This is a genomic window from Nocardia sp. NPDC005745, from assembly GCF_040630775.1.
Taxonomy (GTDB): Bacteria; Actinomycetota; Actinomycetes; order Mycobacteriales; family Mycobacteriaceae; genus Nocardia.
On record NZ_JBEXYF010000003.1, the window covers coordinates 134,915 to 161,057 of the forward strand.

The 26,143-nt window shown below is 69.3% G+C and carries 21 protein-coding genes; 13 read left to right on the forward strand and 8 right to left on the reverse strand.

The window, feature by feature from the left end:
* The first annotated feature begins 28 nt into the window (after positions 1–28).
* On the forward strand, positions 29–2,737 hold the full coding sequence (locus ABZ420_RS04960) for a ComEC/Rec2 family competence protein (protein ID WP_357117166.1): 2,709 nt from the start codon (positions 29–31) through the stop codon (positions 2,735–2,737).
* Positions 2,738–2,832: 95 nt separating this feature from the next.
* Positions 2,833–3,804 (forward strand): DNA polymerase III subunit delta, encoded by a 972-nt coding sequence (gene holA / locus ABZ420_RS04965; RefSeq protein ID WP_040865525.1) that lies wholly within the window; start codon positions 2,833–2,835, stop codon positions 3,802–3,804.
* A 69-nt stretch (positions 3,805–3,873) separates the two neighbouring features.
* On the opposite strand, the gene ABZ420_RS04970 is transcribed toward holA, so the two are convergent.
* Together ABZ420_RS04970 and ABZ420_RS04975 are read right to left on the reverse strand one after the other, a co-directional pair.
* Positions 3,874–4,506 carry a maleylpyruvate isomerase family mycothiol-dependent enzyme gene (locus tag ABZ420_RS04970; protein ID WP_357117169.1) on the reverse strand — a complete coding sequence of 211 codons (633 nt, stop codon included), beginning with the start codon at positions 4,504–4,506 and terminating at the stop codon, positions 3,874–3,876.
* An 808-nt stretch (positions 4,507–5,314) separates the two neighbouring features.
* Entirely contained in the window at positions 5,315–6,385 is a 1,071-nt protein-coding gene (locus tag ABZ420_RS04975) for an aldo/keto reductase (RefSeq protein ID WP_357117171.1), read from the reverse strand.
* 123 nt (positions 6,386–6,508) lie between these two features.
* Here ABZ420_RS04975 and ABZ420_RS04980 point away from each other — a divergent pair, with 123 nt between their 5' ends.
* Positions 6,509–7,561, forward strand: a complete 1,053-nt coding sequence (locus tag ABZ420_RS04980; RefSeq protein WP_357117173.1) for a helix-turn-helix transcriptional regulator — start codon at positions 6,509–6,511, stop codon at positions 7,559–7,561.
* A gap of 7 nt (positions 7,562–7,568) precedes the next feature.
* Here ABZ420_RS04980 and ABZ420_RS04985 read toward each other — a convergent pair whose 3' ends face one another.
* Together ABZ420_RS04985 and rpsT are read right to left on the reverse strand one after the other, a co-directional pair.
* Positions 7,569–7,814 (reverse strand): hypothetical protein, encoded by a 246-nt coding sequence (locus tag ABZ420_RS04985; protein ID WP_040865529.1) that lies wholly within the window; start codon positions 7,812–7,814, stop codon positions 7,569–7,571.
* Between the two features lie 175 nt (positions 7,815–7,989).
* Positions 7,990–8,250 carry a 30S ribosomal protein S20 gene (gene rpsT, locus ABZ420_RS04990; protein ID WP_040865530.1) on the reverse strand — a complete coding sequence of 87 codons (261 nt, stop codon included), beginning with the start codon at positions 8,248–8,250 and terminating at the stop codon, positions 7,990–7,992.
* Positions 8,251–8,852: 602 nt separating this feature from the next.
* Here rpsT and ABZ420_RS04995 point away from each other — a divergent pair.
* The gene (locus tag ABZ420_RS04995; RefSeq protein ID WP_357117175.1) at positions 8,853–9,641 is read left to right on the forward strand and encodes an aquaporin; all 789 of its coding nucleotides are present in this window, start codon (positions 8,853–8,855) and stop codon (positions 9,639–9,641) included.
* Between the two features lie 114 nt (positions 9,642–9,755).
* Here ABZ420_RS04995 and ABZ420_RS05000 read toward each other — a convergent pair whose 3' ends face one another.
* Positions 9,756–10,307, reverse strand: coding sequence for a type II toxin-antitoxin system PemK/MazF family toxin (locus tag ABZ420_RS05000; protein ID WP_357117177.1), 552 nt, complete (start codon positions 10,305–10,307; stop codon positions 9,756–9,758).
* 382 nt (positions 10,308–10,689) lie between these two features.
* Here ABZ420_RS05000 and lepA point away from each other — a divergent pair, with 382 nt between their 5' ends.
* A complete protein-coding gene (gene lepA, locus ABZ420_RS05005; protein WP_357117180.1) occupies positions 10,690–12,591 on the forward strand; it encodes a translation elongation factor 4 in 1,902 nt (633 codons plus the stop codon).
* Positions 12,592–12,595: 4 nt separating this feature from the next.
* Here lepA and ABZ420_RS05010 read toward each other — a convergent pair whose 3' ends face one another.
* Together ABZ420_RS05010 and ABZ420_RS05015 are read right to left on the reverse strand one after the other, a co-directional pair.
* Positions 12,596–13,843, reverse strand: coding sequence for a HAMP domain-containing sensor histidine kinase (locus tag ABZ420_RS05010; protein ID WP_357117182.1), 1,248 nt, complete (start codon positions 13,841–13,843; stop codon positions 12,596–12,598).
* A complete protein-coding gene (locus tag ABZ420_RS05015) occupies positions 13,840–14,532 on the reverse strand; it encodes a response regulator transcription factor (RefSeq protein WP_357117184.1) in 693 nt (230 codons plus the stop codon). The genes ABZ420_RS05010 and ABZ420_RS05015 overlap by 4 nt, the downstream gene beginning before the upstream one ends.
* 431 nt (positions 14,533–14,963) lie before the next feature.
* Here ABZ420_RS05015 and ABZ420_RS05020 point away from each other — a divergent pair, with 431 nt between their 5' ends.
* Together ABZ420_RS05020 and ABZ420_RS05025 are read left to right on the forward strand one after the other, a co-directional pair.
* On the forward strand, positions 14,964–17,183 hold the full coding sequence (locus ABZ420_RS05020; RefSeq protein WP_357117186.1) for a hypothetical protein: 2,220 nt from the start codon (positions 14,964–14,966) through the stop codon (positions 17,181–17,183).
* An 81-nt stretch (positions 17,184–17,264) separates the two neighbouring features.
* Positions 17,265–19,070, forward strand: a complete 1,806-nt coding sequence (locus ABZ420_RS05025; RefSeq protein WP_357117188.1) for a dynamin family protein — start codon at positions 17,265–17,267, stop codon at positions 19,068–19,070.
* Positions 19,071–19,307: 237 nt separating this feature from the next.
* Here the strand turns inward: ABZ420_RS05025 and ABZ420_RS05030 are convergent, their stop codons facing one another.
* On the reverse strand, positions 19,308–21,308 hold the full coding sequence (locus tag ABZ420_RS05030) for a glycoside hydrolase family 15 protein (RefSeq protein WP_357117190.1): 2,001 nt from the start codon (positions 21,306–21,308) through the stop codon (positions 19,308–19,310).
* A 113-nt stretch (positions 21,309–21,421) separates the two neighbouring features.
* On the opposite strand from ABZ420_RS05030, the gene ABZ420_RS05035 reads away from it, so the two are divergent.
* The 6 genes from ABZ420_RS05035 to ABZ420_RS05060 all read left to right on the forward strand — a co-directional run bounded on the left by ABZ420_RS05035 (position 21,422) and on the right by ABZ420_RS05060 (position 26,058).
* Positions 21,422–21,700 (forward strand): hypothetical protein, encoded by a 279-nt coding sequence (locus tag ABZ420_RS05035; RefSeq protein WP_357117192.1) that lies wholly within the window; start codon positions 21,422–21,424, stop codon positions 21,698–21,700.
* A 292-nt stretch (positions 21,701–21,992) separates the two neighbouring features.
* The gene (locus ABZ420_RS05040; RefSeq protein WP_312038717.1) at positions 21,993–22,082 is read left to right on the forward strand and encodes an Ms4533A family Cys-rich leader peptide; all 90 of its coding nucleotides are present in this window, start codon (positions 21,993–21,995) and stop codon (positions 22,080–22,082) included.
* 207 nt (positions 22,083–22,289) lie between these two features.
* The gene (locus tag ABZ420_RS05045; protein ID WP_357117194.1) at positions 22,290–23,336 is read left to right on the forward strand and encodes a sulfate ABC transporter substrate-binding protein; all 1,047 of its coding nucleotides are present in this window, start codon (positions 22,290–22,292) and stop codon (positions 23,334–23,336) included.
* 126 nt (positions 23,337–23,462) lie between these two features.
* Positions 23,463–24,263 carry a sulfate ABC transporter permease subunit CysT gene (gene cysT / locus ABZ420_RS05050; RefSeq protein ID WP_174315480.1) on the forward strand — a complete coding sequence of 267 codons (801 nt, stop codon included), beginning with the start codon at positions 23,463–23,465 and terminating at the stop codon, positions 24,261–24,263.
* A complete protein-coding gene (cysW, locus tag ABZ420_RS05055) occupies positions 24,260–25,066 on the forward strand; it encodes a sulfate ABC transporter permease subunit CysW (protein ID WP_357117196.1) in 807 nt (268 codons plus the stop codon). Before cysT ends, cysW begins: the two co-directional genes overlap by 4 nt.
* Positions 25,063–26,058, forward strand: a complete 996-nt coding sequence (locus tag ABZ420_RS05060) for a sulfate ABC transporter ATP-binding protein (RefSeq protein WP_040865543.1) — start codon at positions 25,063–25,065, stop codon at positions 26,056–26,058. Before cysW ends, ABZ420_RS05060 begins: the two co-directional genes overlap by 4 nt.
* Positions 26,059–26,143 lie beyond the last annotated feature (85 nt).

The following is a 26,143-nucleotide window of genomic DNA, read 5'->3' on the forward strand; positions in this document are numbered from 1 at the left end:
GAGGCTGGGATCTCGTGCGGAGTCGCCGATGGCAGGCACGGGCGAAGGCGTTCGAGGTCCGGAGCAGGGCGTCGCGGCGGAGGATTCCGGCACTGTCCAGGTGCTGGACGCCCGCCTCTTACCGGCCGCGCTGTCCTGTTGGGGCGCAACGATCGTGGCTGTGACGGCGGGATGGCGAGCCGGGGTGGGACTGGCGGCCGCGTTGACGGTTACCGCTATCGGGTTGTGGGTTCTGCTGCTGTGGGCGATCGCGCACCGTGGCGAACGTCGGCGAGCGGTAGCGGTGGTGGCCCTCGCGGCTGTCGTCCTGGGGGCCTGCTTCGCCGCTGCCGCGGCATGGCGGGAACATCGGGTGGCGAGCCATCCGTTGCGGGCGGCGGCGGGGCAGTCGCTGCGCGTGGTGGTCACCCCGACGGACGACCCGAAACCACTGCGTGCCAGGGTCGCCGGTGCGGACCGGCAATGGGTGGTCCGGGCGGATCTGCGCGAATACCGGCGCGGGGGTGTGACGGTGCGGGCCGGTGGCGCGGTGGTCGTCCTGGCTTCCGGACCGGAGTGGGCCGACTTGTCGCCGGGCGGCCCGGTCGAGTTCCGTGCCCGGGTGGACCAGCCGCGGCGGCCCGACCTCACCGTCGTGACGCTGCACGCACAGGGAGCGCCCGTCGCCGTGGGGCCGCTGCCCTGGTGGCAGCGCATCGCCGATTCGGTGCGCACCGATTTCGCGGCATCCGCCATGCGGGCACTGCCGCCCGATGCCGCAGGGTTGTTGCCCGCGCTGGTCGTCGGTGACACCTCGGCGCTGTCCGGACAGGTGCGCGAGGACTTCGAGATCGCCGGGCTACAGCACCTGACCGTGGTCAGCGGCGCGAATTTCACCATCCTGCTCTCCGTCGTGTTGTTCGTTGTGCGCGTGCTGACCCTCGGTCCGCGCGGTGCGGTCGGCGTCGCCGCCGCGGCGCTGCTCATGTTCGTCGTCGTCGCGCGGCCGGACCCGAGCGTGCTGCGCGCCGGTGCGATGGGCGCGATCACCCTGCTGGCCGTGCTCACGGGTCGTCGTAAGCAGGCGCTGCCCGCGCTGTGCGCCGCGATCATCGCGCTGCTCGCCCTGTGGCCCGGCCTCGCCGTGAACGCAGGGTTCGCGCTGTCGGTGATCGCGACCGGTGGCCTCATCCTGCTGGCGCCGAGCTGGGGCGACTGGTTGCGTGCCAGGGGATGGTGGCGCGTGCCCGCCGAGATAGTCGCCGTGTCCGCCGGGGCGTTCGTGGTCACGACGCCGATCGTGATCGCGCTCACCGGACGGCTCAGCCTGGTCGCGGTGCTCGCGAATGTCCTTGTCGCTCCGGTCATCGCGCCGATCACCGTCGTCGGGGCGGGTGGTGCGGTGCTCGCGAGCCTGTGGTCGCCGCTCGCCGACCTGGTCTTGCGTTGCGCTATGCCGCCGCTGTGGTGGTTGCTGTGGGTGGCCCGCCACGCGGCCGCGCTGCCCGGCGCATCCGTCGCGGTGCCGGGTGGTGTGGCGGGCGGGCTGATCGCGGGTGCCGTCGTGGCGGGCGCGATCGCGGGCATGCGTGCCCGAGCCGTGCGGCGGATCGCCGCCGCGATGGTGCTCGGCGTCGCGGTGGTGCTGGTCCCGGTGCGGCTCTGGCATCCGGGCTGGCCGCCGAGCGGTTGGATTCTCGCGGCATGCGATGTCGGCCAAGGCGACGGCCTCGCCCTGTCGGTCGGTCCCGGCGCCGCCATCGTCATCGATGTCGGACCGGATCCGCGCCCGATCCGCACTTGCCTGGACCGGTTGGGCATCGAGCGCGTACCGCTGCTGATCCTGACCCATCCGCACGCGGACCACATCGACGGGCTCACCGGCGCGCTGCACGAGCGTGCGGTCGACGCGATCGCCGTCGGAATCCACGAGCTCGACGGTCTTGCACCGCCTACTCCGCCCGGCCGGCCGACTTCCGAAGTCGAGCCCGGCTGCGGCTCCGTGCCGACCGCTACACCGGCCGCGAATGCACCGGGGCTCATCGGTGCCGCGAAGCGCGATGCGGAGAGTCTTCGTCCCCCTCTGACCGGCCGGAGAGACGCGCGAAAGCTGCTGCCGGGCATCTACGAGCACTCCTCCTACGGGAGCGGGCGTGAGCAACTCGATTGTGATCCAGCGGAATTCGAGAGCAAAAGGTCGGTGCGCCCCTCGGGTGACGCCCGTACTCCTGCCTCGGGGCTCGCGCAGGTCACGGCCCTCGCCAGAAGCGCGGGGGTGCCGCTGCTGGAGTTGTCGGCCGGGCACCTTCTGAGTTTCGGGTCGATCGAACTCGAAGTGCTCGCGCCGTCCAGAAGCGGTCCGCGACCCGTCCGGGGCGCCGAAACCGAGGATGCCAACGACCGTTCGGTGGTCGTCACCGCCCGCACGCCCGCGGGCCGGATCCTGCTCACCGGGGACATCGAAGCGTCCGCGCAGCGGGCTCTGATGCATGCCGGGATCCCCATCCAGGCGGACATCCTCAAACTCCCGCACCACGGATCACGCACAACCAGCAGAGAATTCCTGGACGCAGTACGGCCCCGCCTGGTGCTCGTCAGCGTCGGCGCCGACAACACCTTCGGCCATCCCAACCCCGCCGTCCTCGCGGACCTGTCCGCCCTCGGCGCCATGGTGTCCCGAACGGACCGGGAAGGCGACATCGTGGTGTCCGGCAGCAGCGGACACCTACGTGTCACGAGTTCACGAGGTGTCGGTTGAGAACCGTAGGATCGGGCTGTGGACGAGCGCGGCGGATGGAGCAATGCGGCGGTTCCTCGATGCATGACGCCCTCCGGCATCGAGGAGGCGCTGTCGTGAGCGAGCGGCCCGCTTCGGTGCACCTGGTGCTGGGGGAAGAGGAACTGCTGATCGAGCGAGCGCTGGGGGCGCTGACGGCACAGGTGCGGGCGTTGGCCCCGGACCCGGACGCGGTGCCGGTCGATCGCTTGCGCGCGGGGGACGCGAGTACCGCGGAACTCGCGGAACTGCTGAGCCCGTCGCTGTTCGCCGAGGACCGGGTGATCATCCTCGAGGCCGCGGCCGAAGCGGGTAAGGATGCGGTCGCGGTGATCACCGAGGCGGCGCAGAGTCCGCCCGAGGGTGTGGTGCTCGCCATCGTGCATTCCGGTGGCGGGCGAGCCAAGGCGCTCGCGCCCGCTTTGCAGAAAGCCGGCGCGGTGACCCACGACTGCGCCAAGCTGACCAAGGCCGCGGAGCGAGTCGAATTCGTCCGCGGTGAGTTCCGCAACGCCGGCGTGCGAGTGTCCGGCGAGGTGGTCCAAGTGATGCTGGAGGCGGTGGGTTCGGACCTGCGTGAGCTGGCGGCGGCGTGCGGGCAGCTGGCCTCGGACACCGGCGGGAAGATCGATGTGGCGGCCGTGCGCCGCTACTACTCGGGCAAAGCCGAGGTCTCCGGCTTCGACGTGGCCGAACTGGCGGTGGCGGGGGATCGCCCCGGCGCGATGGAGGCGCTGCGCTGGGCGAACGATCGTGGCGTGCCGCACGTCCTGCTCGCCGACGCGCTCGCCGACTCGGTGCACACCATCGCGCGTGTCGGCTCGGCCGGGCGCGGTGACCCGTTCAAACTGGCCCAGCAACTCGGCATGCCGCCGTGGAAGGTGAAGAAGGCGCAAGCCCAGGCCCGCAACTGGACTCCCGCGACCATCGGCTCCGCCCTCCAGGTGGTCGCGACCCTCAACGCCGACGTGAAGGGCGGCGCCGCCGACGCGGGCTACGCGCTGGAACACGCCCTCACCCGAATACTCGATCTGCACGGCGCGGGCTGATCGGAGCCGGTTCGGTCATCCGGTCGGCCTCGCGTGAGATCGAGTGGCCCCCTCCGACCGGCTCGACCGCTACAGCGCGCGGGCGAGGCTTTCCACACCCGTGCCCGTCAATCCGGCGAGCCCTGCCGCGCGTCCGGTCGCTACGAGAAACAGATCGCTCAGCGGTCCCTCGATCTCCGCTGTGCCGGTGCAGGAGGACCACTCCGCGTCGGTGGCAACCAGGCGCAGACCGTGCAGACGCTTCTTGCTGCCGTAGAACGGGCTGCGCAGCACGTGTTCCAGTGCGACGACGGCCTGCTCGAGGGGCATGGTGTGTCGCCTGCCGAGCGGGCGGGCGATATCCTGCCCGTGAATCATGGTGTCGATCAGGGGATCCAGTGGTCCGGCTCCCGGCGCCCGCCGAGTCCAGGCGGCGCCTTCGCGCAGTTGCGCGATCAGCTCGGCGGGCGAGTAGCGGCTCGCGCGGTCGCGTGCCATGCGCTCCGTCATCCGGTTCCAGTCGCCTCGCGCCCGGAGGATTCCCGCGATCGTCGCACCGAGGGTGACTCGATTGGACAGGGTCAGGTGAGCCAAGACGTCGTGCACGGTCCAGCCGGGGCACAGCGAGTCGACGGTCCATTCGTGGTCGTCCAGGTCGTCGAGGAGGTCTGCGATGGCGAGACGTTCGGCGCGCGTCCACATCGTGATCTCGTCCAGGTCCATGGCCACTCTCCTCGGTCGTTGCGGTCGACGATGTGGACGGTGCGGCGCACCCGAACTGATGGGACTATGAGTCTCGTCACCTTCGTGGGATCAAGAGCCACAGGAACTCCGAGCGGGATCAACGCTGCGCGGTGGTCGCCGCAGCCCCCGATCGGCGACACGGCGCTATGTGATTTCACGCTGTCCTGGTTCTGTGGCATCGCCTCGGCGCGGAATCCGTGGGCACGGCGAGCCAGTGGCAGGGACGCTGAGACGATCACTCGGTCGCGGCGATCCACGTGCGAGGGCGGGTACGCGCTGGTCGTGGCGTCGTTGTCCGTCCATTGAGGACACGCTCGAGACCTGTCGCCGCTTCACCGGCCAGCGCTGCGGATTCGCAGGCAGGCGCGCCGGACACGGGGGCGGCGGGAAGAGTCGCGAGCTCGCGGGCGTGAGCACCGACTACATCGTGCGGCGGGAGCACTCAGCGCCGCGACCTCGGGTCCGGCGGCGGTATCCCACGTAGTCACGGACAGTCCCAGAGCGGGGCGGATCGGCTCGGCGCCGGGATGCTGCCGGGGGGCACTCCCGTGATCGCGCAGGTCGCGGCGGCGCGGATCGAGTGCGGGAGATGGGCGCCTTCCTGCGGGCCCGTCGGGAGCGGTTGACGCCGGAGGATCTCGGCTTGCCGCATCCGGAAAAACAGCGGCCGCAGTACGAGCACCGATGCGCCGTAAGCCGACGCGTGCGCGAGAAGGTGGGCGACGCCGAGGTCGCAGCCCCGTGCGGCGGTGCGATTCCAGTTCCGCACCGCCGCACGGGTCGACGATCAGGCGCGCCCTTCGATCTTCAGGTCGCCGAAGGTGACGCTCTGGGTCATGGGGCGGTTCAGGAACTCGTGCGGGAAGCCGAGATCCACCGCGCTGGCCTGTTCGAGCCGCGCGAGCTGGGCGGCGTCGAACTCCACGTCGAGCGCGCCGAGGTTGTCCTCCAGTTGCGCCGCGGTGCGGGCGCCGATGAGTGGCGAGGTGACCGCGGGGTCGCGCAGCGTCCAGGCCAGCGCGACTTGCGAAGGCGTCTTGCCGATTTCGTCGGCGACCTGCTTGACGACATCGGCGATGGCGAGGCCGCGTTCGGTGAGCGAGCCGTTGGCGGCGGCCACGTTCTTGCGGCTGCCCTCGGGCGAACCGTCCGCCTCGTGGTCGAGATCGGCCCGGCTGTACTTGCCGGTGAGCACGCCGCTGGCCAGCGGCGACCACGGGATCACGCCGAGGCCCAGTTCGCGCGCCATCGGGATGAGGTCGCGCTCGACGGTCCGTTCGATCAGGCTGTACTCGATCTGCAGTGCGATCAGCGGCGACCAGCCGCGCAGGTCCGCGATGGTCTGCATCCGCGCGATCTGCCAGGCCGGCGCGTCGGAGATGCCGAGGTAGAGCACTTTGCCCGAGCGCACCAGATCGTCCATGCCGCGCAGGATTTCCTCCACGGGGGTCAGGAAGTCCCAGGCGTGCAAGTAGAGCAGGTCGATGTAGTCGGTGTTCAGCCTGCGCAAGCTGGCCTCGACCGAGCCGATCATGCTCTTGCGGTGGTTGCCACCGGAGTTCGGGTCGCCCGGGCGGCGCAGCATGGTGTATTTGGTGGCCAGCACCAGGCTTTCGCGGTTGTCCGCGGTGAATTCGCCGAGCAGTTGCTCGGAGGTGCCGTTGGTGTACTGGTTGGCCGTGTCGATGAAGTTGCCACCGCGCTCGACGTAGGTGTCGAAGATCTTGCGGGCTTCGTCCCGGTCCGCGCCCCAGCCCCAATCGGCGCCGAAGGTCATGGTTCCCAGGGACAGCGGAGAAACTCGAAGTCCCGAGCGGCCGAGCAGCCGGTAGGTGTCGAGGGTGCGGGCTCCGGACATGTCCAGCTCCTTGTGTTCGCGATGCCGTGTTGTCGATAGCCAGTTTTCAACGGCGCGCGAAGCCGAGTAAGGGAAGCTTCATCCTGGGAAGGCCAGTCCTAGGCAGCCGTAGGATCGACGGTGATGACTGGCACGGTGAACTCCACCCAGCGCCGCGAGCTCGGGCCCGGCGGTAGCTCGCGTACCCAAGGCGGGCCCGGGAACGGCGCGGATTCGACTCAGCGCCGCGACCTCGGGTCCGGCGGCGGCAGCCCACGTAGTCACGGACAGCCCGAGAGCGCGGCGGACCCGACTCGGCGCCGCGATGCCTCCGGCGGCGGCAACCGCGCAGGTCGCGGCAGCAGCGCGGATCGGGTGCAGGAGATGGGCGCCTTCCTGCGGGCCCGTCGGGAGCGGTTGACGCCGGAGGATCTCGGCTTGCCGCAGCGCAGGCAGGCCCGCCGGACACCGGGGCTGCGGCGGGAAGAGGTCGCCGAACTCGCGGGCGTGAGCACCGACTACATCGTGCGGCTGGAGCAGGGGCGCGGCCTGCGTCCGTCGGTGGAGGTGCTCAACGCGCTGGCGCGGGCACTGTGCCTGAACGACGACGAGCGCGCCTATCTGTTCGATCTGGCGCTCCAGCGGCAGCCGGACCACGGCAAGCCGAGCACCGCTCCGGCGCCCGCCCTGGCCATGCTGGTGCGTGATCTGTCGCCGCTGCCCGCGATGCTGGTGAACCACCGCTACGACATCCTGGCCTGGAATCGGGAGATGGCGGCGTTGATCACCGATTTCGGCGCGCTGCCGGAGCGGCAGCGGAACACCATGTGGTTGTGCCTGCTCGACCCGAGCATGCGGGATTTCTATGTCGAGCGCGAACGCGTCATTCGTGAGGGCATCGCGGATCTGCGCGCGGCATGGGCCGCGCACCCGGACGACCGCGCGTTGGCCGACCTGATCGCCGAGTTCACCGCGCACAGTCCGGAGTTCGAGCAGGCGTGGGCCCGCCACGATGTGCGGGTGCAGGGACGGGGGAACAAGCCGCTGCGGCATCCGCTGGTGGGTCCGCTGGTCGTCAGCTACGAGGTGCTGATGCCCGTGCAGGACCCCGACCAGCGGATCGTCATCTACCGCGCCGTCGACGCCGATTCCCAGGCAGCGCTCGACCGGCTGGTCGCCGCTCTGGACGCGCCGTGACCCGGGGCTATTCCGCGGAACTCAGGATCAGTTCACCATCGTCGTCCGCGTCCTCGTAGCGGCCGTCCCACTCCTCGTAGGCGGGCACGTCCTCGTCGCGCGTGACGATCCACTCCAAGGAGTAACCGCCGTCGTCGTCGGGAACGAGCACATTCTCGATCTTCAGTCCGAAGCCGAGCACCTCGGCCGCGCGGATCACATCCGGCAGATCCTCGGCGCGAACGACCGTCTGATTGGCATACACGGTTACCATGCGCGGAATGGTAGCTGGAACCTCTGACACGGCGCGGGCCGAATCCCGAAACCCCAGGTAGAAAGGGCAGGGAACACTGTTGCCCTCTGGGCACGACAAAAGCCGCCGTGGTCGTCGAGGCCACGGCGGCTGCGTCACAGCACGAGCACGGTACCGGCGTGCGGTACCGGGTGGATCAGAGCTTGTTGAAGGCCAGCGACAGGGCCGACTTCTTGTTGGCGGCCTGGTTGGCGTGGATGACGCCCTTCGAGGCGGCCTTGTCCAGCTTCCGGCTGGCGAACTGCAGGCGCTCGGCGGCGGCGTCCTTGTCGCCGGAGGCCGCGGCCTCACGGAAGCTGCGGATGGCGGTGCGCAACGCGGACTTGACCGACTGGTTGCGCTTGCGCGCCGCCTCGTTGGTGCGGATCCGCTTCAGCTGGGACTTGATGTTGGCCACGCCGGTTCCTCGTGTTCCTGTCTGGTTGGTCTGTCCTGGGAAAGTTCGTCGAGCGCGCGACATACCCGAGTTGGACGGGTAACGCAGCGCCGAAGATCGAGGTTACCAGTCGCCGTCCTGCGCACGAAATCGACACTCGACCGGTCGGACGGCGGCCGCGCGGGTAATCGCCCGTCGGGCGATCGGGCTTCCGTCCGGCGCAGGTTCGTGCCGCTGGCCTCTACCTGCGCTCCAGAGAGCATCGCAGCCGTGCGCGCGCCACGCCGCCGCGCAGCGGACGCCGCTGACACGGTGTATTTCTGGCTACCCCGGTTGCCCGGCATGCTCCCGACGATGCCGAGACTTCGGTGTCGGCCCGGCGCGACCGGCAGCATCACCCCTGACGACCAGTATTTTTCCTCGAGACCGCCCTCGAGCAACGCCGAAGTTCCGCTGTGGACGGCTCTCTTCCCAGGGGCGGCTCGGCGGACCCCGAAGTCGTTGTAGAGATCACTCGACTCGCGTAGCGTCCTCAGAGCAACCGTTGCTCTTCGAGCGGCTCTGTTGTCGAAGCGGTACCACGACTAGTCCGAGCGCAGGTCTGGAACGCGGAAGGTGGACAGATGTCTCCAACGGCCCAGGAAGTAGTCGAAGAGGCTGTCGAGAACAAACCGATTCCCGAGAGCAAGAAATGGGGCGCCGAGGCGCTCGGCACCTTCGTCCTGGTGATCGGTGGCGTCGGCACCGCGGTGCTGGCGGGGGAGAAGGTCGGTCCGCTGGGCATCGCGCTCGGCTTCGGCCTGTCGCTGATGTTCCTGGTCTATTCGATCGGGCCCATCTCCGGCTGCCACGTCAACCCGGCGGTGACCGTGGGGCATCTGCTGCTCGGCCGGCTCAGCGGCGTGTCAGCAGCGGGATATGTGATCTCGCAACTGATCGGCGGACTCCTCGCCGGACTCGTGCTGTTCGCATTGGCCAAGAACCTGCCGTCCTACGATCGGCCGGTCGACGGGCTCGGCGCGAACGGTTGGGGCAAGCACAGTCCGTCGGCGATCCGGGGACCGCTCGGCGAGGTGGTGGTGCAGAACGGGTACGGGGTGGCCGCCATGATCATCGTCGAGGTGATGCTGACGGCGCTGCTGGTCTTCGTGGTGCTGTCGTCCACCGACCAGATCTCCGACGTGCCGCTGGCCGGGCTGTCCATCGGTGTCACGCTGGCGGTGATCCACCTGGTGTCGATTCCGGTGGACAACACCTCGGTCAACCCGGCCCGCAGTCTCGCCGTGGCGCCCTATCAGGACGGTGCGATGGGACAGGTCTGGGCGTTCATCGTCTTCCCGCTGATCGGCGGCGCCCTCGGTGCGCTGCTGTACGGCCTGCTGTACGGCCGTTCCCGCGAGATGATCTCCTGACCGGCGCGTTCCCGCCCGGGGTCATCGAACCGGTAGTCGCGGCGGCATCGTCAGCTCGCCGCTTGCTCTGCGGGCCGTCGCATACCAGGGTGACCTACGCGTGACATGTCGTCCTCAGTGCCAGGCGTACTCGGCGCAGAGCCGGTGGGCGACCAGATCGAAGGTTTTGCGCGGCAGGATGGCGCCCTCGCGGCGGATGCCCGCCTCCGGCACGTCGAGCACCCGATCGAGCCGCACCCAACTGGGGCGGCCGTCGTGGTCCCACGCCCCGCTGCCGATGCCGATCCAATCGCGGTCGTAGGCGCGTTCCGGATTCGACGACAGCATGAGGCCGAGTAGCGTGCGACGGTCGCGGCCGACCACCAGCACGGGCCGGTCCTTGCCGTTGCCGGGATCCTCTTCGAACGGCACCCAGGTCCACACGATCTCGCCGGGATCGGCACGTCCGTCCAGTTGCGGCGAGTAGACGATCTGCCGGGCCCGCTCCGCGGTCGGAACCGGCCTCGAGGCGGCGGGCCGCACCGCGACGCCGGTGGCGCGCCGCTGGGCCAGCGACCCCACCAGCCGGTCGACCAGCCCGGGCCTCTGCTGCTTGACGATCTTGGGACCCTGTTGCTTGGCGATCAGACCGATCTGCTTGCCGAGGGTGTTCCAACTTCGGGCCATCCCTGGAGAATAACGGCGCACCCGCCGCTTCTCACCCGCGTGGGATCCGTTGTGTCGTCCGGGTCATCGACCGCAACGTAACCACCGGCCCCCCACCTCGCACGTTGTCGACCCCGCCTCTGCTCATGCCATGAGGAGCCGGTCGACGAACAGCCCGCCGCTCGACCGCACCCCCGCCCCCGCCCTCGCTCGCCCCCCGGCTCGATCGCACCCCCGCCGAGTGCGAGTCTTACGAGCACCGTTCGCGGCCCGTCTCGCGTCCGAGTGACCGAAGCGCATGCGACGAAGTCGCGAGTCTCGGTCGCTCGGACGCGAGACTTCCCGGGGCCGTGAACACGCAGTGCCGCAGGCGCTGCAAAAACCAACACAGCATCATGGGACGATGGACGGCAGTTTGCCGATACCCATGAGGAGTGGAGTGCCCGCCAGCTTCGCCGACACGACGTTCACCGATCCCGCCCGGATCCGGAACTTCTGCATCATCGCGCACATCGACCACGGCAAGTCGACGCTGGCCGACCGGATGCTGCAACTGACCGGTGTGGTCGAGGAGCGGCAGATGCGTGCCCAGTATCTGGACCGGATGGATATCGAGCGCGAACGCGGCATCACCATCAAGGCCCAGAACGTGCGGCTGCCCTGGAAGCCCCGGACCGGAGAGCACGCGGGCACCGATTTCGTGCTGCACCTCATCGACACACCGGGCCACGTGGACTTCACCTACGAGGTGTCGCGCGCCCTGGAGGCGTGTGAGGGCGCGATCCTGCTGGTCGACGCCGCGCAGGGCATCGAGGCGCAGACGCTGGCCAACCTGTACCTGGCGCTGGACAAGGACCTGACGGTCATCCCGGTGCTGAACAAGATCGACCTGCCCGCCGCGGACCCGGACCGCTACGCCGCCGAGCTGGCGCACATCGTCGGCTGCGAGCCGTCGGACGTGCTGCGCGTCTCCGGCAAGACCGGCGAGGGCGTGACCGATCTGCTCGACCAGGTGATCGCGCAGGTCCCGCCGCCGGTCGGTGAAGCCGACGCGCCCGCCCGCGCGATGATCTTCGACTCGGTCTACGACACCTACCGCGGCGTGGTCACCTACGTCCGTGTGGTGGACGGCAAGCTGACCCCGCGCGAGAAGATCAAGATGATGTCCACCGGCGCCACCCACGAGCTGCTGGAGATCGGCATCGTCTCGCCCGAGCCGAAGCCGACCCAGGGTCTCGGCGTCGGCGAGGTCGGCTATCTGATCACGGGCGTGAAGGACGTGCGTCAGTCCAAGGTCGGCGACACGGTGACCGGCGCGCGCGGCGGCGCGAGCGAACCGCTCACCGGGTATCGCGAGCCGCGCCCGATGGTGTACTCCGGCCTCTACCCGGTGGATGGCTCCGACTACCCGGACCTCCGCGACGCGCTGGAGAAACTGCAGCTCAACGACGCCGCGCTGACCTACACGCCGGAGACGTCGGTGGCGCTGGGGTTCGGTTTCCGCTGCGGCTTCCTCGGCCTGCTGCACATGGAGATCACGCGCGAGCGCCTGCAGCGCGAGTTCGATCTGGACCTCATCTCGACCGCGCCGAACGTGGTGTACCGGGTGGAGATGGAGGACGGCGCCGAGCACGTGGTCACCAACCCCTCGTACTGGCCCGAGGGCAAGGTCAAGACGGTGTACGAGCCGGTCGTGAAGTGCACCATCATCTCGCCGAGCGAGTTCATCGGTTCGATCATGGAGCTGTGCCAGTCCCGCCGCGGTGAGCTCGGCGGCATGGACTACCTCTCCGAGACGCGCGTCGAGCTGCGCTACACGATGCCGATGGCGGAGATCATCTTCGACTTCTTCGACTCGTTGAAGTCGCGCACCCGCGGCTACGCGAGCCTCGACTACGAGGAGTCGGGCGAGCAGGAGTCGCAGCTGGTGAAGGTGGACATCCTGTTGCAGGGCGAGGCGGTGGACGCGTTCAGTGCGATCGTGCACCGGGACGCGGCGCAGGCCTACGGCCACAAGATGACCACCAAGCTGCGCGAGCTGATCCCCCGCCAGCAGTTCGAGGTGCCGATCCAGGCCGCGATCGGGTCCAAGATCATCGCCCGCGAAAACATCCGCGCCATCCGCAAGGACGTGCTGGCCAAGTGCTACGGCGGTGACATCAGTCGTAAGCGCAAGCTGCTGGAGAAGCAGAAGGAGGGCAAGAAGCGGATGAAGACGATCGGCCGCGTCGACGTCCCGCAGGAAGCCTTCGTGGCCGCGCTGTCCTCCGATGCCGCTTCGGACAAGCCGAAGGACAAGAAGTAGGCGGCTAACCCGCCGCGCGCAGCCGGACGCGCAGGCGCGCTCCGCCCAGCGGGCTTTCGCCGAGTTCGGCAGTGCCGGAATGCAATTCGGCTTGCTGGCGGACCAGGGCCAGGCCGAGTCCTGAGCCGGGGGAGCCGGGGCCTTTGACGAAGCGGTCGAAGGCGTCGGCGCGCAGCGCCTCGGGGATGCCGCGGCCGTCGTCGTCGACGTGGATCTCCACGATGTCCTCCGCGTCGGATCGGGCGCTGACGGTGACGGTTTCGGCTCGGCCGTGTTGCACGGCGTTGGCGACGGCATTCGTGACGATGAGCCCGACGCCGCCGGGCGAACCGGTCACCGTGACCGGAGCGCATTCGGTGAGCTCCACCCGTACACCCGGGTGCCTGCGCCGTGCGTCGTGCACCGCCCGGTCCAGCACGTCGCAGAGGTCGAACGGCTCGAAGACGTCCGGGCCGGTGAGTTCGCCGACCGCGAGGCGTTCCAGGTCGGTCAGTGTGTTCTCGATGTGCTGTTCGGCGAGGAGCACCTCGGACATGATCGCGCCGCGCTGCTGGTCCGGAATCTCCTTGGTGGCCAGGACCTGCAGGTCGGTGCGCAAAGCCGTGAGCGGCGTGCGCAACTCGTGCGCGCAGACCGCCGCGAAGTCGCGTGCGCCGGTCAGCGCTCGCTGGGTGGCGCGGTGGGCGGCTTCCAGCCGGGTGAGCATGCGGGTGATCGCGTCGGAGAGTTCCTCGGCCTCCCGTGCGCCGCGGCCGGACAGCGGCGGCAGTTCCTCCAAGGTGTCGATGCGGTGGGTGGCGTCGGCCAGGCGGCGCAGCGGGCGTGCGGCGAATCCGGCAAGGAACCAGCCGAGCAGGGCGGCCAGCAACGCGCCCGCCACTCCGATGCCGAGCCCGATGCGCTGACTGCGATGAATGGCCGCCTCCACGACGTCGCGATCGGGATCGAGCGCGACCAGCACGCCGGGCAACCCGTCGACCCGGGTGATCGCGGCGTCGGCGGGCACGCCCGGCCGCCGCGCGTCCGCGGGCGCCTGCTCGGGAGACAGCGTTGCCGCGGACGGTGGTGCGGGAGCCGCTTCGAGGGGCGCGGCGATCCGCACCGCCATCGACGAGACGGTCTGGTCCAGCTGACGTTCGCCGGTGGCGCCGAGCAGGGTGGCGAAGGTGATCGTCAAGGTGAGTGTGACCAGCGCCGCGACCACCCCCGACACGACGGCTACCCGGGTGCGCAGCGACGGTGACCTGCTCATGGTTCCTCCCGGAGGACGAAGCCGACGCCGCGCACGGTGTGCAGCACCCGGGGCACGCCGTCCGCCTCCAGCTTGCGCCGCAGATAGGAGACGAACACGTCGACGACGTTGGTGTCGGTGGGGAAGTCGTATCCCCACACGGCGGACAGGATCTGCTCGCGGCCGAGTACGACGCCGATGTGCTCGGCGAGCAGGGCGAGCACCTCGAATTCCCGCTTCGTCAGCTCCACCGGCTTGCCCCCGGCCAGCACCCGGTGCCCGGCCGGGTCGATCCGTACCCGCCCGACCGTGCGCACCTCCTCCGGCCGCGGCGCCGGTTTCTGCCTGCGCCGCAGCAGCGCGTTCAACCGGGCGACGAGCTCGCCCAGATCGAACGGCTTGGTGAGGTAGTCGTCGGCGCCGCGCTCCAGGCAGGCGATCCTGTCACTGACCGCGGTGCGCGCGCTGAGCACGCAGATCGGGATGTCGTTGCCCATCGCCCGCAGCGCGGTGACCACGCCGACACCGTCGAGTTCGGGCATGTTGACGTCCAGGACCATCGCGTCGGGCATGGTGGCGCGGACCATACTCAGCGCCTCGGCGCCGTCGGCCGCGGTGACGACCTCGAAATCGGAGAGCTCCAGTCCCCGCCGCAGCGACGCGAGGACGCGAACCTCGTCGTCCACGACCAAGATTCGTTGTCCGGCCATGGTGTCAATCTAATCCCACAGTCTGAGATGGCGGGTTCGTGTCGATGCGCCCACTGTCCGGTCTCCCGTGCGTCGATGCTGCCGAACGGCTGTTTCATCGAATTCGACGATACGGAGCGGATCTTCAGCACTCCTTCGGCAACTCTTAGAGTTCCATTAATTTCCCGGCGCGTCCGCCGCCGCGCAGGCAAGTATGCGATCGGCCCTGGTGGGGGTGCGTATCGGAGACTGCGCGCGGTCCGGAAAGGCCATCGGAAATGGGGCTTCCGATCCGGTAATTCGGATGGCAAGGTTGTGTTGCTCACCACAGTGGCATTCTCTCCAGTCCTGGAGAATGTGACAGGCGAGTATTCCCGAAATACTGTTGGGGTGATCTTCACTCGGTCGGACCGGCGCGGTGAGGATGCTGGACAATCGAGAGTGGAGCTTCTATGACGCGTGATCTGCCCTTCGACGACGACACCGAAGGCGCCGACCGCGCAGGCGACACCGCCTACCGGGTGGCCACCGGCGTCGCACGGGTCGCGCGAGCGGGCGCCTATGTCACCGGCGGCGCCTTGGTGGCCGCCAACGGCGGCGGCGTCCCCGCGCAACCGGGCGAATCCCGCCTCGACAGCTGGCACACCGGCTGGGCGCACAGCACCGATCCCGATCCCGATCAGCCGAGCCCGGTGATCACCTTCCCGGACCCGGTCGTCGAGCCCGCGCCGTTCTCCTCGCACGGCTCCAACAGCCCGGTCGCCCATGGAAATCCGGCCCCCGGGCCGGTCAACCCGGCCCCCGGGTTCACGTTGCCCGGCACCGGCGCAAACCCCGCGGCATCGCTGCCCTCGCTCGGCGACTACAGCGGTACCGACGCCGGAATGCCGCTGCCGACGCTGCCCGGCGGCGAGTCCGGCGCACACGGGATGCAACTGCCCGGACACTCCGGAGGCGGTGTCCCCGGGCTCGGCGGCATCCCCGGCACGGCCGGCGGTTCCGAATCCGGATCGACCATTCCGGGGATCGAGGGCAACACGTCCCACGGCTTCTCGTTGCCCGGCGTCCGGTCCGAGGCGGCGAACGATGTCGACGCACCCGGCGGCCACGGGTTCGGCCTGCCCGGCCACGGACTCGGCCAAGCCGGGCACGGGTTCGGCCTGCCCGGCTCGAACGGCTTCGTCGCGCCCGGCTCCACCGTCTTCGACCTGCCCGGAAACAGCGGCCTACCCGGAAGCAGCGGCGTGGGCGCGGGGCCGACGGCGGACGATCCGTTCGACGGGGTCGGCGCGGGCAGCGATCTGGGGGCGTTCGTCGGCACGCAGTGGCAGGTCGACTTCGGGCTCGGCCCGAACGGGATCTACTTCACCTCCGAGATGAAGGTCGATATGGCGGTCGGTCACGTCGGCGATCAGCTCGACGAGTACACCGACTGGCTGGCCGACGGCATCCACGTGCCGGACGGCATCGATCACCCGGTCAACGAACCGCATGGGCCCGGCCATCCCGGTCTCCTCGGCGGACTCACGTCGCCGGGCTCGTCCGCGACGCAGTCGTCGGCGGCCTCCGGCGTCACGCAGTCCTCGTCGGCGGGCATGGCGCAGTCGTCGGGCGTCGCGCAGCCGCTCGCGGCCTCGGCGCCGGTCGCTCCCGCCGCTACGGTCGCGCCCGCCGCGTCGGTGGCTCCCGCCGTCGCCCCGGCGCCCGCGCCCGCCGCGGTCGCCGCCGCTCCGGTCGTCGCGGCCACTCCGCTGCAGACCACGATCCAGCCCGATGTCGCCTCGACTCCGATCGCGAATGTGTTCGCCGCGCCGGAAGGGCCGTCCGTGCTGACCGCTCCGGCGGCGGCCGTCCCCGCGCTGTTCGACGCGGTGCGGCCGACGCCCGCGGTGAAGCCCGCCCCGGTGACCGACCCGCATCCGTCCCATTCGACTCATCCGACCCAGCCGCCCGCGTCGACGGTGACGCTCCCGACGACGATCGTGAAGATCACGCCGACGCCCAGCGTTCCGGGCGATGTCACCGCCCCGTCCGCCCCGAAGACGCCGGATATCGACGTCACGAAGCTCCCCGGCGCGACCACGGCGCCGCACGGCGGCATCACCACCGCGCCGGACGGGCCGACCACCAAGACCCCGGGGGCGACGGTCACCCAGACCCCGGCGCCGCATGCCCCGACCACTCCGGACGACGACGTGACGACACCGGGCGGCGGCACCGGCCGCCCCAGCACCGGCGGCACCTCGCACGACACCCCGCCGACCAACCATTTGCCGACCGACGACGTACCGACCGTCAGCAGGCCGGCGCAGCCGACGTATACGGCCCCGGACCAGCCCACCTACACTGCGCCGGACCAGCCGACCTACAGCGCTCCCGCGCACGCTCCCACCGTCGAGCCGTACACTCCGGCGCCGACCTTCACCGCTCCCGCGCCCACCCAGGCGCCGATCAAGCCCCAGGTGATCGACCCGAAGCCGCACGGCATCTCGGCGCCGCTCACGGTGGACCACCCGTCCGATTCCGTTTTCCCGGTCGCCGAGCACACCTACGATCACTCCGCGCTCACACTGGCCTCGAGCGGCGGCCTCTCGAGCGCCTTGCTGCCGGAATCGGCCATGGCGGAAACGCATCACTATGCGTCGGATGTGTCGGACATCTCATTGATGTAGCCGGGCCGCGAGCGGATCCGAGGACTGCGGAGTGACCGCAGGGGGTACCAGAACGAAAGTTACCGAGAGTAAGGAGGAGGGTTGTCTGCCGCTGCCGGGCTGAAGGCTGCGACCGTGAAACATCCGGACGCGATGGCCCCGCTCATCCGAATACTCGACGAGCTGCGGGAGACGGCCCGATCCGCGGGACGCGACGACCTCGGCAGCCGATTGGGCATGGTCCATGCCAGGGTGAGCGATCCCCGGGTACGGCTCGTGGTCGTCGGCCATCCGAAGAACGGCATGAGCACGCTGGTCAACAGCCTCGTCGGTGCCTCGGTCAGTGCGACGAACAGCGATCTGAGCGTCCCGGTGATCGTCGAATACGGGCCGGAGCCGACCGCGACGCTGGTGCGGCAGACCGAGTACGGCCGCACCGAACGCCAGTCGGTCGACCCGCTGGACCCCGGTCCGGCGCTGGCCACCCAGGGCGTCGTCCGCGCCGAGTTCACCCAGCCGAGCCCGTTGCTCGCCGACGGTGTCGTCGTCATGGACGCACCGGGTGCGCTGGGCGATAACCGCACCACCTGGTCGATGATCGCCGCGGCCGACGCCGTGCTCTACGTCGGCGACGCCGGTACCGAGCTGACCATGGAGCAGATCGCCGAACTGGAGCGCATCCAGCAGATCTGCCCGACCGTGATCTGCGTGCTGAACAAGATCGACGTGTTCCCGCACTGGTCGCGCACCCAGCAGCGCAACCGCGAACTGCTGGACGCCGCGGGACTCGGCTTCGCGGTGGCGCCGGTCTCCGCCGAGCTGCACCGGCAGGCCGGGCTGACCGGTGACTACCAGCGCGACATCGAATCCGGAGTGCCGCAGCTGATCGATCATCTGAGCGACTACGTGGTGGCCCGCGCGGACGCGGTGGCGTTGGAAGCGGCGGTCCAGGACATCCGCCTGGTCTGCGACCACCTCGCGCTGACGCTGCGTACGGAGGCCGAGGCGCTGCGCGACCCGCGGCGTCGGGCCGAGATCACCGATCAGCTGGCCCGCGCCCGCGACGAGGCCGACCAGTTGCGCCAGCGCACCGCGAACTGGCAGGTCACGCTGGTCGACGGCGCGACAGAGCTGATGGCCGACATCGAGCATGACCTGCGCCACCGGCTGCGCAGCCTGATCCGCGACGCCGAGACCGAGATCACCCGGACCGATCCGGCGCGCCGGTGGAAGGAATTCGGCGCCGATCTCGACGCGCGCATCTGCGAGGCGGTCGAGGAGAACTTCGCCGTGGCGCATTACCGCTCGATGGAGCTGTGCGAGCAGGTGGCCGCCAAGTTCCCGGCCGACAACCGGACCCCTCCGCTACCGGACCTGCGCTTGGCCAACCCGGGGGAAGTGCTCGAGGCGGTGCAGCCGCTGGAGCCGCTGGAGAGCGCGAAAGCCGGTGTCACCCAGCAATTCCTGACCGGTTTGCGCGGCTCCTACGGCGGCATCCTGATGGTCGGTCTGGCCACCAGCCTGCTGGGCATGTCGCTGGTGAACTGGTACTCGGCGGGCGCGGGCGTGCTGCTGGGCGTCAACGCGCTGTGGGACGACCGCAAGAACCGCAAGCTGCGTCGCCGCGCCGAGGCTAAGGTCGCGGTCGCCCGCCTGATGGACGACGTGATCTTCCAGGTCGGCAAGGAGTCGCGCAATCGCCTGCGCGCCATGCAGCGGGTGCTGCGCGACCACTTCACCGACATCGCGACCGAGGTCTCGCGCGCCGCGGACGACGCGTTGCGGTCGGCCGAGGAGAACTACGGCAAGTACGGCGACCGCAGGCCGGAACGGATCGCCGACCTCGAGGCGCGACTCGGCAAATTGCGCGCGCTGCGCGAGGAGGCCGACGGACTCGTCTCCGTGTAGGCCGTTCCCGGCCGGGTCGGACCAGGTGGCCTTGTGGTGTCGGGTCGGGGCCTGCAGGTGTCAGACGGGGTGGCCTTGTGGTGCCGGATCGAGGCCTCCCAGGGTTCAGACCGGGTGCCCCTGTGGTGCCGGATCGGGGCCTCCCAGGATCAGACCGGATGGCCTTGCGGTGTCGGATCGAGGCCTCCCGGGGTCAGACCGGGTGGCCTCGAGGTGTCGGATTGGGGGCTCCCAATATCAGACCGGATGCCCCTGAGGCGTGTGCGCGGGCTGGAATCGGCCCGCGTGCCGGGAATCCTCGGCGCGGATCACGTGGGTGACGGCGTTGATCAGCGCCAGGTGGGTGAAGGCTTGCGGGAAGTTGCCGAGGTGACGGCCGCTGCGCGGATCGATCTCCTCGGCGTACAACCGTAGCGGGCTGGCGAAGCCGAGCAGTCGCTCGCACAGGTGCCGGGCCCGCTGGGTCTCCCCGATCTCGACCAGCGCGGAGACCAGCCAGAAGGAGCAGATGGTGAACGCTCCTTCCGTGCCGCTCAAACCGTCGTCGGTGGTCTCGGTCCGGTACCGCAGCACCAAGCCGTTCTCGGTGAGCCGGTCGGCGATGGCCAGCACGGTGGCGCGCACGCGGTCGTCCTCGGGCGGCAGGAAGCGGGTGAGCACCACGAGCAGCAGCGAGGCGTCCAGGGTGTCACCGCCGTAGACCTGGGTGAACACGCCTTCGGAGTTGACGCCGTTGGCCAGGACGTCGGCCTTGATCTCCTCCGCGATCGCGTACCACTCCTCGGCGTGCTCGTACTGGCCGTGCAACTCGGCTAGTTTCGCGCCGCGATCCAGCGCCACCCAGCACATCACCTTGGACGAGGTGAAGTGCTGCGGCTCGCCGCGCACCTCCCAGATGCCCCGGTCGGGCTCCTTCCAGTGCTCGATGGCGGCGTGCACCTGCCGGACCAGCAGCGGCCACAAGGTCTCCGGCACCTGCTGGCGCGACTTCACGTGCAGGTACACCGCGTCGAGCATGGTGCCCCAGATGTCGTGCTGGTCCTGCTGGTAGGCGTTGTTGCCGATGCGCACCGGCCGCGACTGGTCGTAGCCGCCGAGGTGATCGAGGATGATCTCGTCGAGCTGTCGTTCGCCGCCGATGCCGTAGAGCACCTGCAGCGGGACCGGCTCGCCGTTCTCGCCGGTGGTCGCGTCGTTGAGGAACGCGAAGAAGTCGTCGGCCTCCCGGTCCAGACCGAGGGTGTACAGACCCCACAGCGCGAAACTGGAATCCCGTACCCAGGTGTAGCGGTAATCCCAATTGCGTTCTCCGCCAGGTGTTTCCGGCAGGGATGTGGTCGGTGCTGCCATCAATGCGCCGGTCGGGGCATAGGTGAGGCCCTTGAGGGTGAGCGCGCTGCGCTGCAGGTAGTTGCGCCACGGGTGATCGGGGAACTTGCCGAGGGTGATCCACTGCCGCCAGCACTCGGTGGTCTGCCACATCTTGTTGGCGGCCTCCTCGAAGGTGCGCGGCGCGGGCAGTTCCGACCAGGTGAGCGCGACGAATACCTCGTCGCCCTCCTTCATCCTGGTGCGGGCGCGCGCCTCCCTGCCCTCGAGTCCGAGGCGTAGATCGGTGGTGAGCACCAGCGTGGGTCCGGCGCTCGGATCGTCGCTGCGCCCCGCGGTCGCCTCCTCGTACACCTTGCCGGTGTACTCCCAGCGAGCGGTGGCCCGGTGGTAGTCGAACGCGGGCTCGCAACTCACCTCGAGCTCTACCGTCCCGTTCACGCACTTCACCGTGCGCAGCAGCTGGTGCTCGGCATCCCAGTCCATCGGGGTGCGCCGATGGGTCTTGCTGCGCTGATCGTTGTTGTGCCAGCGCCCGAGCACCAGCGCGTCGCGCACCACCAGCCAGCCGGTGCCGGTCTGCCAGGTGGTCTCCAGGATCATCCCGCCGGGCAGGTAGCGGCGGGCGGCGGGCACATTGACCCCGTATGGACCGACCCGGAAGTGACCCGCGCTGCGGTCCAGCATCGCCCCGAAGATGCTCGGCGAATCCGGCCGCGGCACACACATCCATTCCACCGCGCCGTTGCTGGCGACCAGGCAACTGGTCTCGCAGTCGGACAGGAAGGCGTAGTCGTCGATCGGCGGGTAGGCGCCGTGACGGTGCGGGTAGGTCGCGCCCGTCGGCTCGGCCAAGCTCGTCGGCAAGCCGTCGGAGTCGTTGAGGGTGAGGTCATCGGAGGACGCCATACCCCAATCTTCGGGCCGATGGGCGCCCGGCGTCCACCGCGCGGCTTCCCGGCCGCGCCGCCGTGGGCCGACGGACTCGTGGAGCCGGAAGGCGAACCGACTAGGCTGGAGCCGTGCATCGCATCGCAGGTTGGTGGGACGGCTTCGAGCTGTGGGTCGCGGGGCTGCCGTTCATTCCGCAGTTCCTCGTGGTCCTCGTCGGCATGGTCCCGATCAGCTTCGCCATCGCCTACGGGCTCGATCGTGCGCTGCGCGCCGTCCTGCGCATCCTGGATCGGCGGTACGGCGCCCACCCTTCGCCGGCGCGACCCGCCCCGGCCGGCGCGCCGGTGATGCTCGAACCCGAGCAGGCGCCCGAGCAGCGCACCCCGGTGCAGAGCGGGGCGCGCTGATGCCTCGGTCGCGGGTTCAGCTCGCCCTCGTCGCCCTGCTGGTGCTCATCGTCGTTGCCTGGTTGATCGCCCGCTGAAAGTCGGCTCGCAATCCCGGCAGTGTGCGCAGCACCACGCCCGACCCCGCCCAGGTAACCAGCGCGATGCGGTCGGCAGGCGCTCCATCTGCGGGTACTGATGCCGTGGGACTGGGCGCGTACACGATCGGGGGCGGTTGGTCATGGGATGAAACCGCCCTCTTCCTGGGACTCTTCGATTCGAACTCCGTCGTCGGCTCTGCTAAAGTCTGCCCGTGTCTTCGAGCGCCGTACCGCAGGTCCGCCATGAATTGGCGTTGATTGCTGTCGGTGATCTCGCGGTCGCGGACATCTACTGTCGTTGATCGGCAACCGGGCACGTCCGCGTCTCGTTTCCCAGTAGACCGGCGCGCTTTGCGCAGATGTGCCTGCCCTTCCCCAACGGCCCGTTGTGGCCGCTAGTCGCGCCGCTGCCGTATCACCCGATCGGCAGGTCTGCTGAATCAAACAGATGGTCGCCGCCACCGATGTATTACCGGACAACTGGCGGTCCGCAGGAAAGGTCCACTTCGATGGCTCGTAAATCTTGGCTTTCGCCGCGTCGACGCTACAGCGCCGTTGCCCTCGCCGCACTCGCGGCGGTCGCGCTAACCGCGTGCGGCGGCGGAGCCAGCGACACGACCGGAGGAGACCGCGCGGACGGCAGCGGCGGCACGCTGAACCTCTATGCCTACGCCGTGCCGAAGCCCGGCTTCGACAAGGTGATCCCCGAGTTCAACAAGACCGAGCAGGGCAAGGGCGTCCAGATCCAGCAGTCCTACGGCGCCTCCGGCGACCAGTCCCGCAAGGTGAAGGACGGGGCCGAGGCCGACGTCGTCAACTTCTCGGTCGAACCGGACGTCACCCGTCTGGTCGACGCGGGCCTGGTGGACGCGAGCTGGAACGCCGACGCCACCAAGGGCATCCCGTTCGGTTCGGTGGTCACGATCGTCGTGCGCAAAGGCAATCCGAAGGGCGTCAAGGACTGGGACGACCTGCTGAAGCCGGGCGTCGAGGTGGTCACCCCCAACCCGTTCAGCTCCGGTTCGGCCAAGTGGAACCTGCTCGCGCCGTACGCGGCCAAGAGCGACGGCGGCAAGAACCCGCAGGCGGGCCTGGACTACCTGAGCAAGCTGGTCTCCAAGGACCACGTGAAGGTGCAGCCCAAGTCCGGCCGCGAGGCGACCGAGACCTTCCTGCAGGGCACCGGTGACGTGCTGCTGAGCTACGAGAACGAGGCGATCTTCGCCGAGCGCAACGGCGACCCGATCGAGCACATCGTCCCGCCGGTCACGTTCAAGATCGAGAACCCGGTCGCGGTGCTGAAGAACAGCAAGAACCAGCAGAAGGCCGTCGCCTTCCGCGACTTCCTGTTCACCGCGGAGGGCCAGCAGGCCTGGGCCGCCGCCGGTTTCCGTCCGGTCGACCCGAAGATCGCCGCCGACTACGCCAAGGACTTCCCGACCCCGCAGAAGCTGTGGACGATCGCCGACCTCGGCGGCTGGAAGACCGTGGACAAGGAGCTGTTCACTCCGAACACCGGCTCGGTCGCCGTGATCTACGACAACGCGACCAAGTGACCGGGTGACCCCCGTTACACCGGATACTGGACGACTGTGACAGAGAGCAGTAACGCCGGGACCGCGCAGACCGGTCCCGGCGTCTCCGACCCCGCGCGCCCGGCCCGCGGCAGGCACTGGTCGTGGCTGCGCGTGACCGGCTCGGTGGGCCCGCTCGGCATCGCCACCGCGGTGCTGTGGCTGAGCATCATCGTGCTGCTGCCGCTGGCGGCGCTCACCGTGACGAGCTTCGAGGACGGGTGGTCCGGCTTCTACGACGCCGTCACCGCTCCTGCCGCGCTGGATTCGCTGCGCATCACCGTGCTGGTCTCGGTGGTGGTGGCGGTGATCAATGTGGTGATGGGCACGCTGATCGCCTGGGTGCTGGTCCGGGACGAGTTTCCCGGCAAAAGCGTCGTCAACGCGTTGATCGACCTGCCGTTCGCGCTGCCGACGATCGTCGCCAGCATCGTGCTGCTCTCGCTGTACGGTCCGCAGAGCCCGATCGACATCCACCTGAACGCCACCCAGCCGGGCCTGGTGGTCGCGCTGGCGTTCGTCACGCTGCCGTTCGTGGTGCGTTCGGTACAGCCGGTGCTGATCGAGGCCGACCGCGAGGTCGAGCAGGCCGCGCTCTCCCTGGGCGCGAACAACTGGACCACGTTCCGCAGTATCGTGCTGCCCGCCCTGACGCCCGCGATCATCAGCGGTGGCGGCCTGGCCTTCGCCCGCGCGATCGGTGAATACGGCTCGGTGGTGCTGATCGGCGGCGCCATCCCGCGCAAGACCGAGATGGCCTCCCAGTACATCCAGAAGCAGATCGAGATCGACCGGCCGGTGAACGCGGCGGCCGTGTCGGTCGCGCTGCTGGCCATCTCGTTCGCGACGCTGCTCGTGCTGCGGCTGCTCGCCGAACGCAGCGCGCGCAAGGAGCAGGCGGCCCGATGAATCTGCACCCGTTGACCCGCATCTCGTTGCGGACGGTGGCGCTCGGCTACCTATCGGTGCTGCTGGTGCTGCCGCTGGTCATCATCCTGTGGCGCACATTCGAGCGCGGGATCGGCGCGTTCGCCGACTCGATCACCACGCCCGCGGCGATCTCGGCTTTCCAGCTGTCCATCCTGATCGTCGCGATCACCGTCCCGGTGAACGTGATCTTCGGCATCGTGACGGCGCTCGCGCTGGTCCGGGGAAAGTTCCCGGGCCGCAACCTGGTCCAGGGCATCGTGGACCTGCCGTTCGCGGTCTCGCCCGTGGTGGTCGGCGTCTCGCTGATCCTGCTGTGGGGCGCGGGCGGGTGGTTCGGCGGCCTGGAAGAACTGGGCTTCAAGGTCATCTTCAACCTGCCGGGCATGGTGATCGCCACCATCTTCGTCACGCTGCCGTTCGTGGTGCGCGAGGTGGAGCCGGTGCTGCACGAGATCGGCGACGACCAGGAGCAGGCCGCGGCCACCCTGGGCGCGTCGAAGTGGCAGACGTTCTGGCGGATCACGCTTCCCGCGATCCGGTGGGGCCTGACCTACGGCGTGGTGCTCACCGTGGCCCGCGCGCTCGGTGAGTTCGGCGCCGTGATCATGGTGTCCTCCGCGCTGCCGGGCAAGTCGCAGACGCTGACGCTGCTCGTGCACGGCCGGTACATCAACGACCACAACACCTTCGGCGCCTACTCCGCCGCGACCTTGCTGATGGGCATCGCCCTCGTCACCCTTCTGCTGATGACCATCCTCGAACGTAAGCGGGGCACCAAGTGATCACCGTGACCAACGCGAACAAGAACTACGGCACGTTCGCGGCTCTCGACAACGTCACCATCGACATTCCCTCCGGCGAACTCACCGCCTTGCTCGGCCCTTCGGGCTCGGGCAAATCGACGCTGCTTCGCTCGATCGCCGGACTGGAATCGCTGGACTCCGGTGTGGTCAGCATCGCAGGACGCGACGTCACCCGGGTGGCGCCGCAGAAGCGCGACATCGGTTTCGTCTTCCAGCACTACGCGGCGTTCAAGCACATGACCGTGCGCGACAACGTGGCGTTCGGCCTGAAGATCCGCAAGCGCCCGAAGCACGAGATCAGCAAGCGGGTCGACGAATTGCTCGGCATCGTGGGACTGGACGGCTTCCAGCACCGCTACCCGGCCCAGCTGTCGGGCGGTCAGCGGCAGCGCATGGCGCTGGCCCGCGCGCTCGCCGTCGATCCGCAGGTGTTGCTGCTGGACGAACCGTTCGGCGCGCTGGACGCCAAAGTCCGTGCCGACCTGCGGACGTGGCTGCGCCGGCTGCACGAGGAGGTCCATGTGACCACCGTGCTGGTCACCCACGACCAGGAGGAGGCGCTCGACGTCGCCGACCGGATCGCGGTGATGAACAAGGGCCGCATCGAGCAGATCGGCACTCCGGAGGACGTGTACGACCGGCCTGCCAACGAGTTCGTCATGTCGTTCCTCGGCGCGGTGGCCCGGCTCAACGGACATCTGGTGCGGCCACACGACATTCGCGTCGGCCGTGACCCCAGCATGGCTCTCGCCGAGCACGAGGGCACCGCGGACTCCGCGGGTGTCACCAGGGCGACGGTCGAGCGTGTGGTCCATCTCGGGTTCGAAGTACGCGTGGAGCTGCGCAATGCCGCGACCGGTGACCTGTTCTCCGCTCAGGTCACCCGTGGCGACGCCGAAGCGCTGCGGCTCTCGGACGGCGAGACGGTCTACGTTCGCGCCACTCGGATCCCGGAACTTCCCACCCATTGAGGTTTTCGGTCAGCTGCGCTGAAAAGTTGCTGCGGTCGCTGACATTTTGGTGACGTCCCTCTTCGCTCGGGCTGCGGCACGGAGG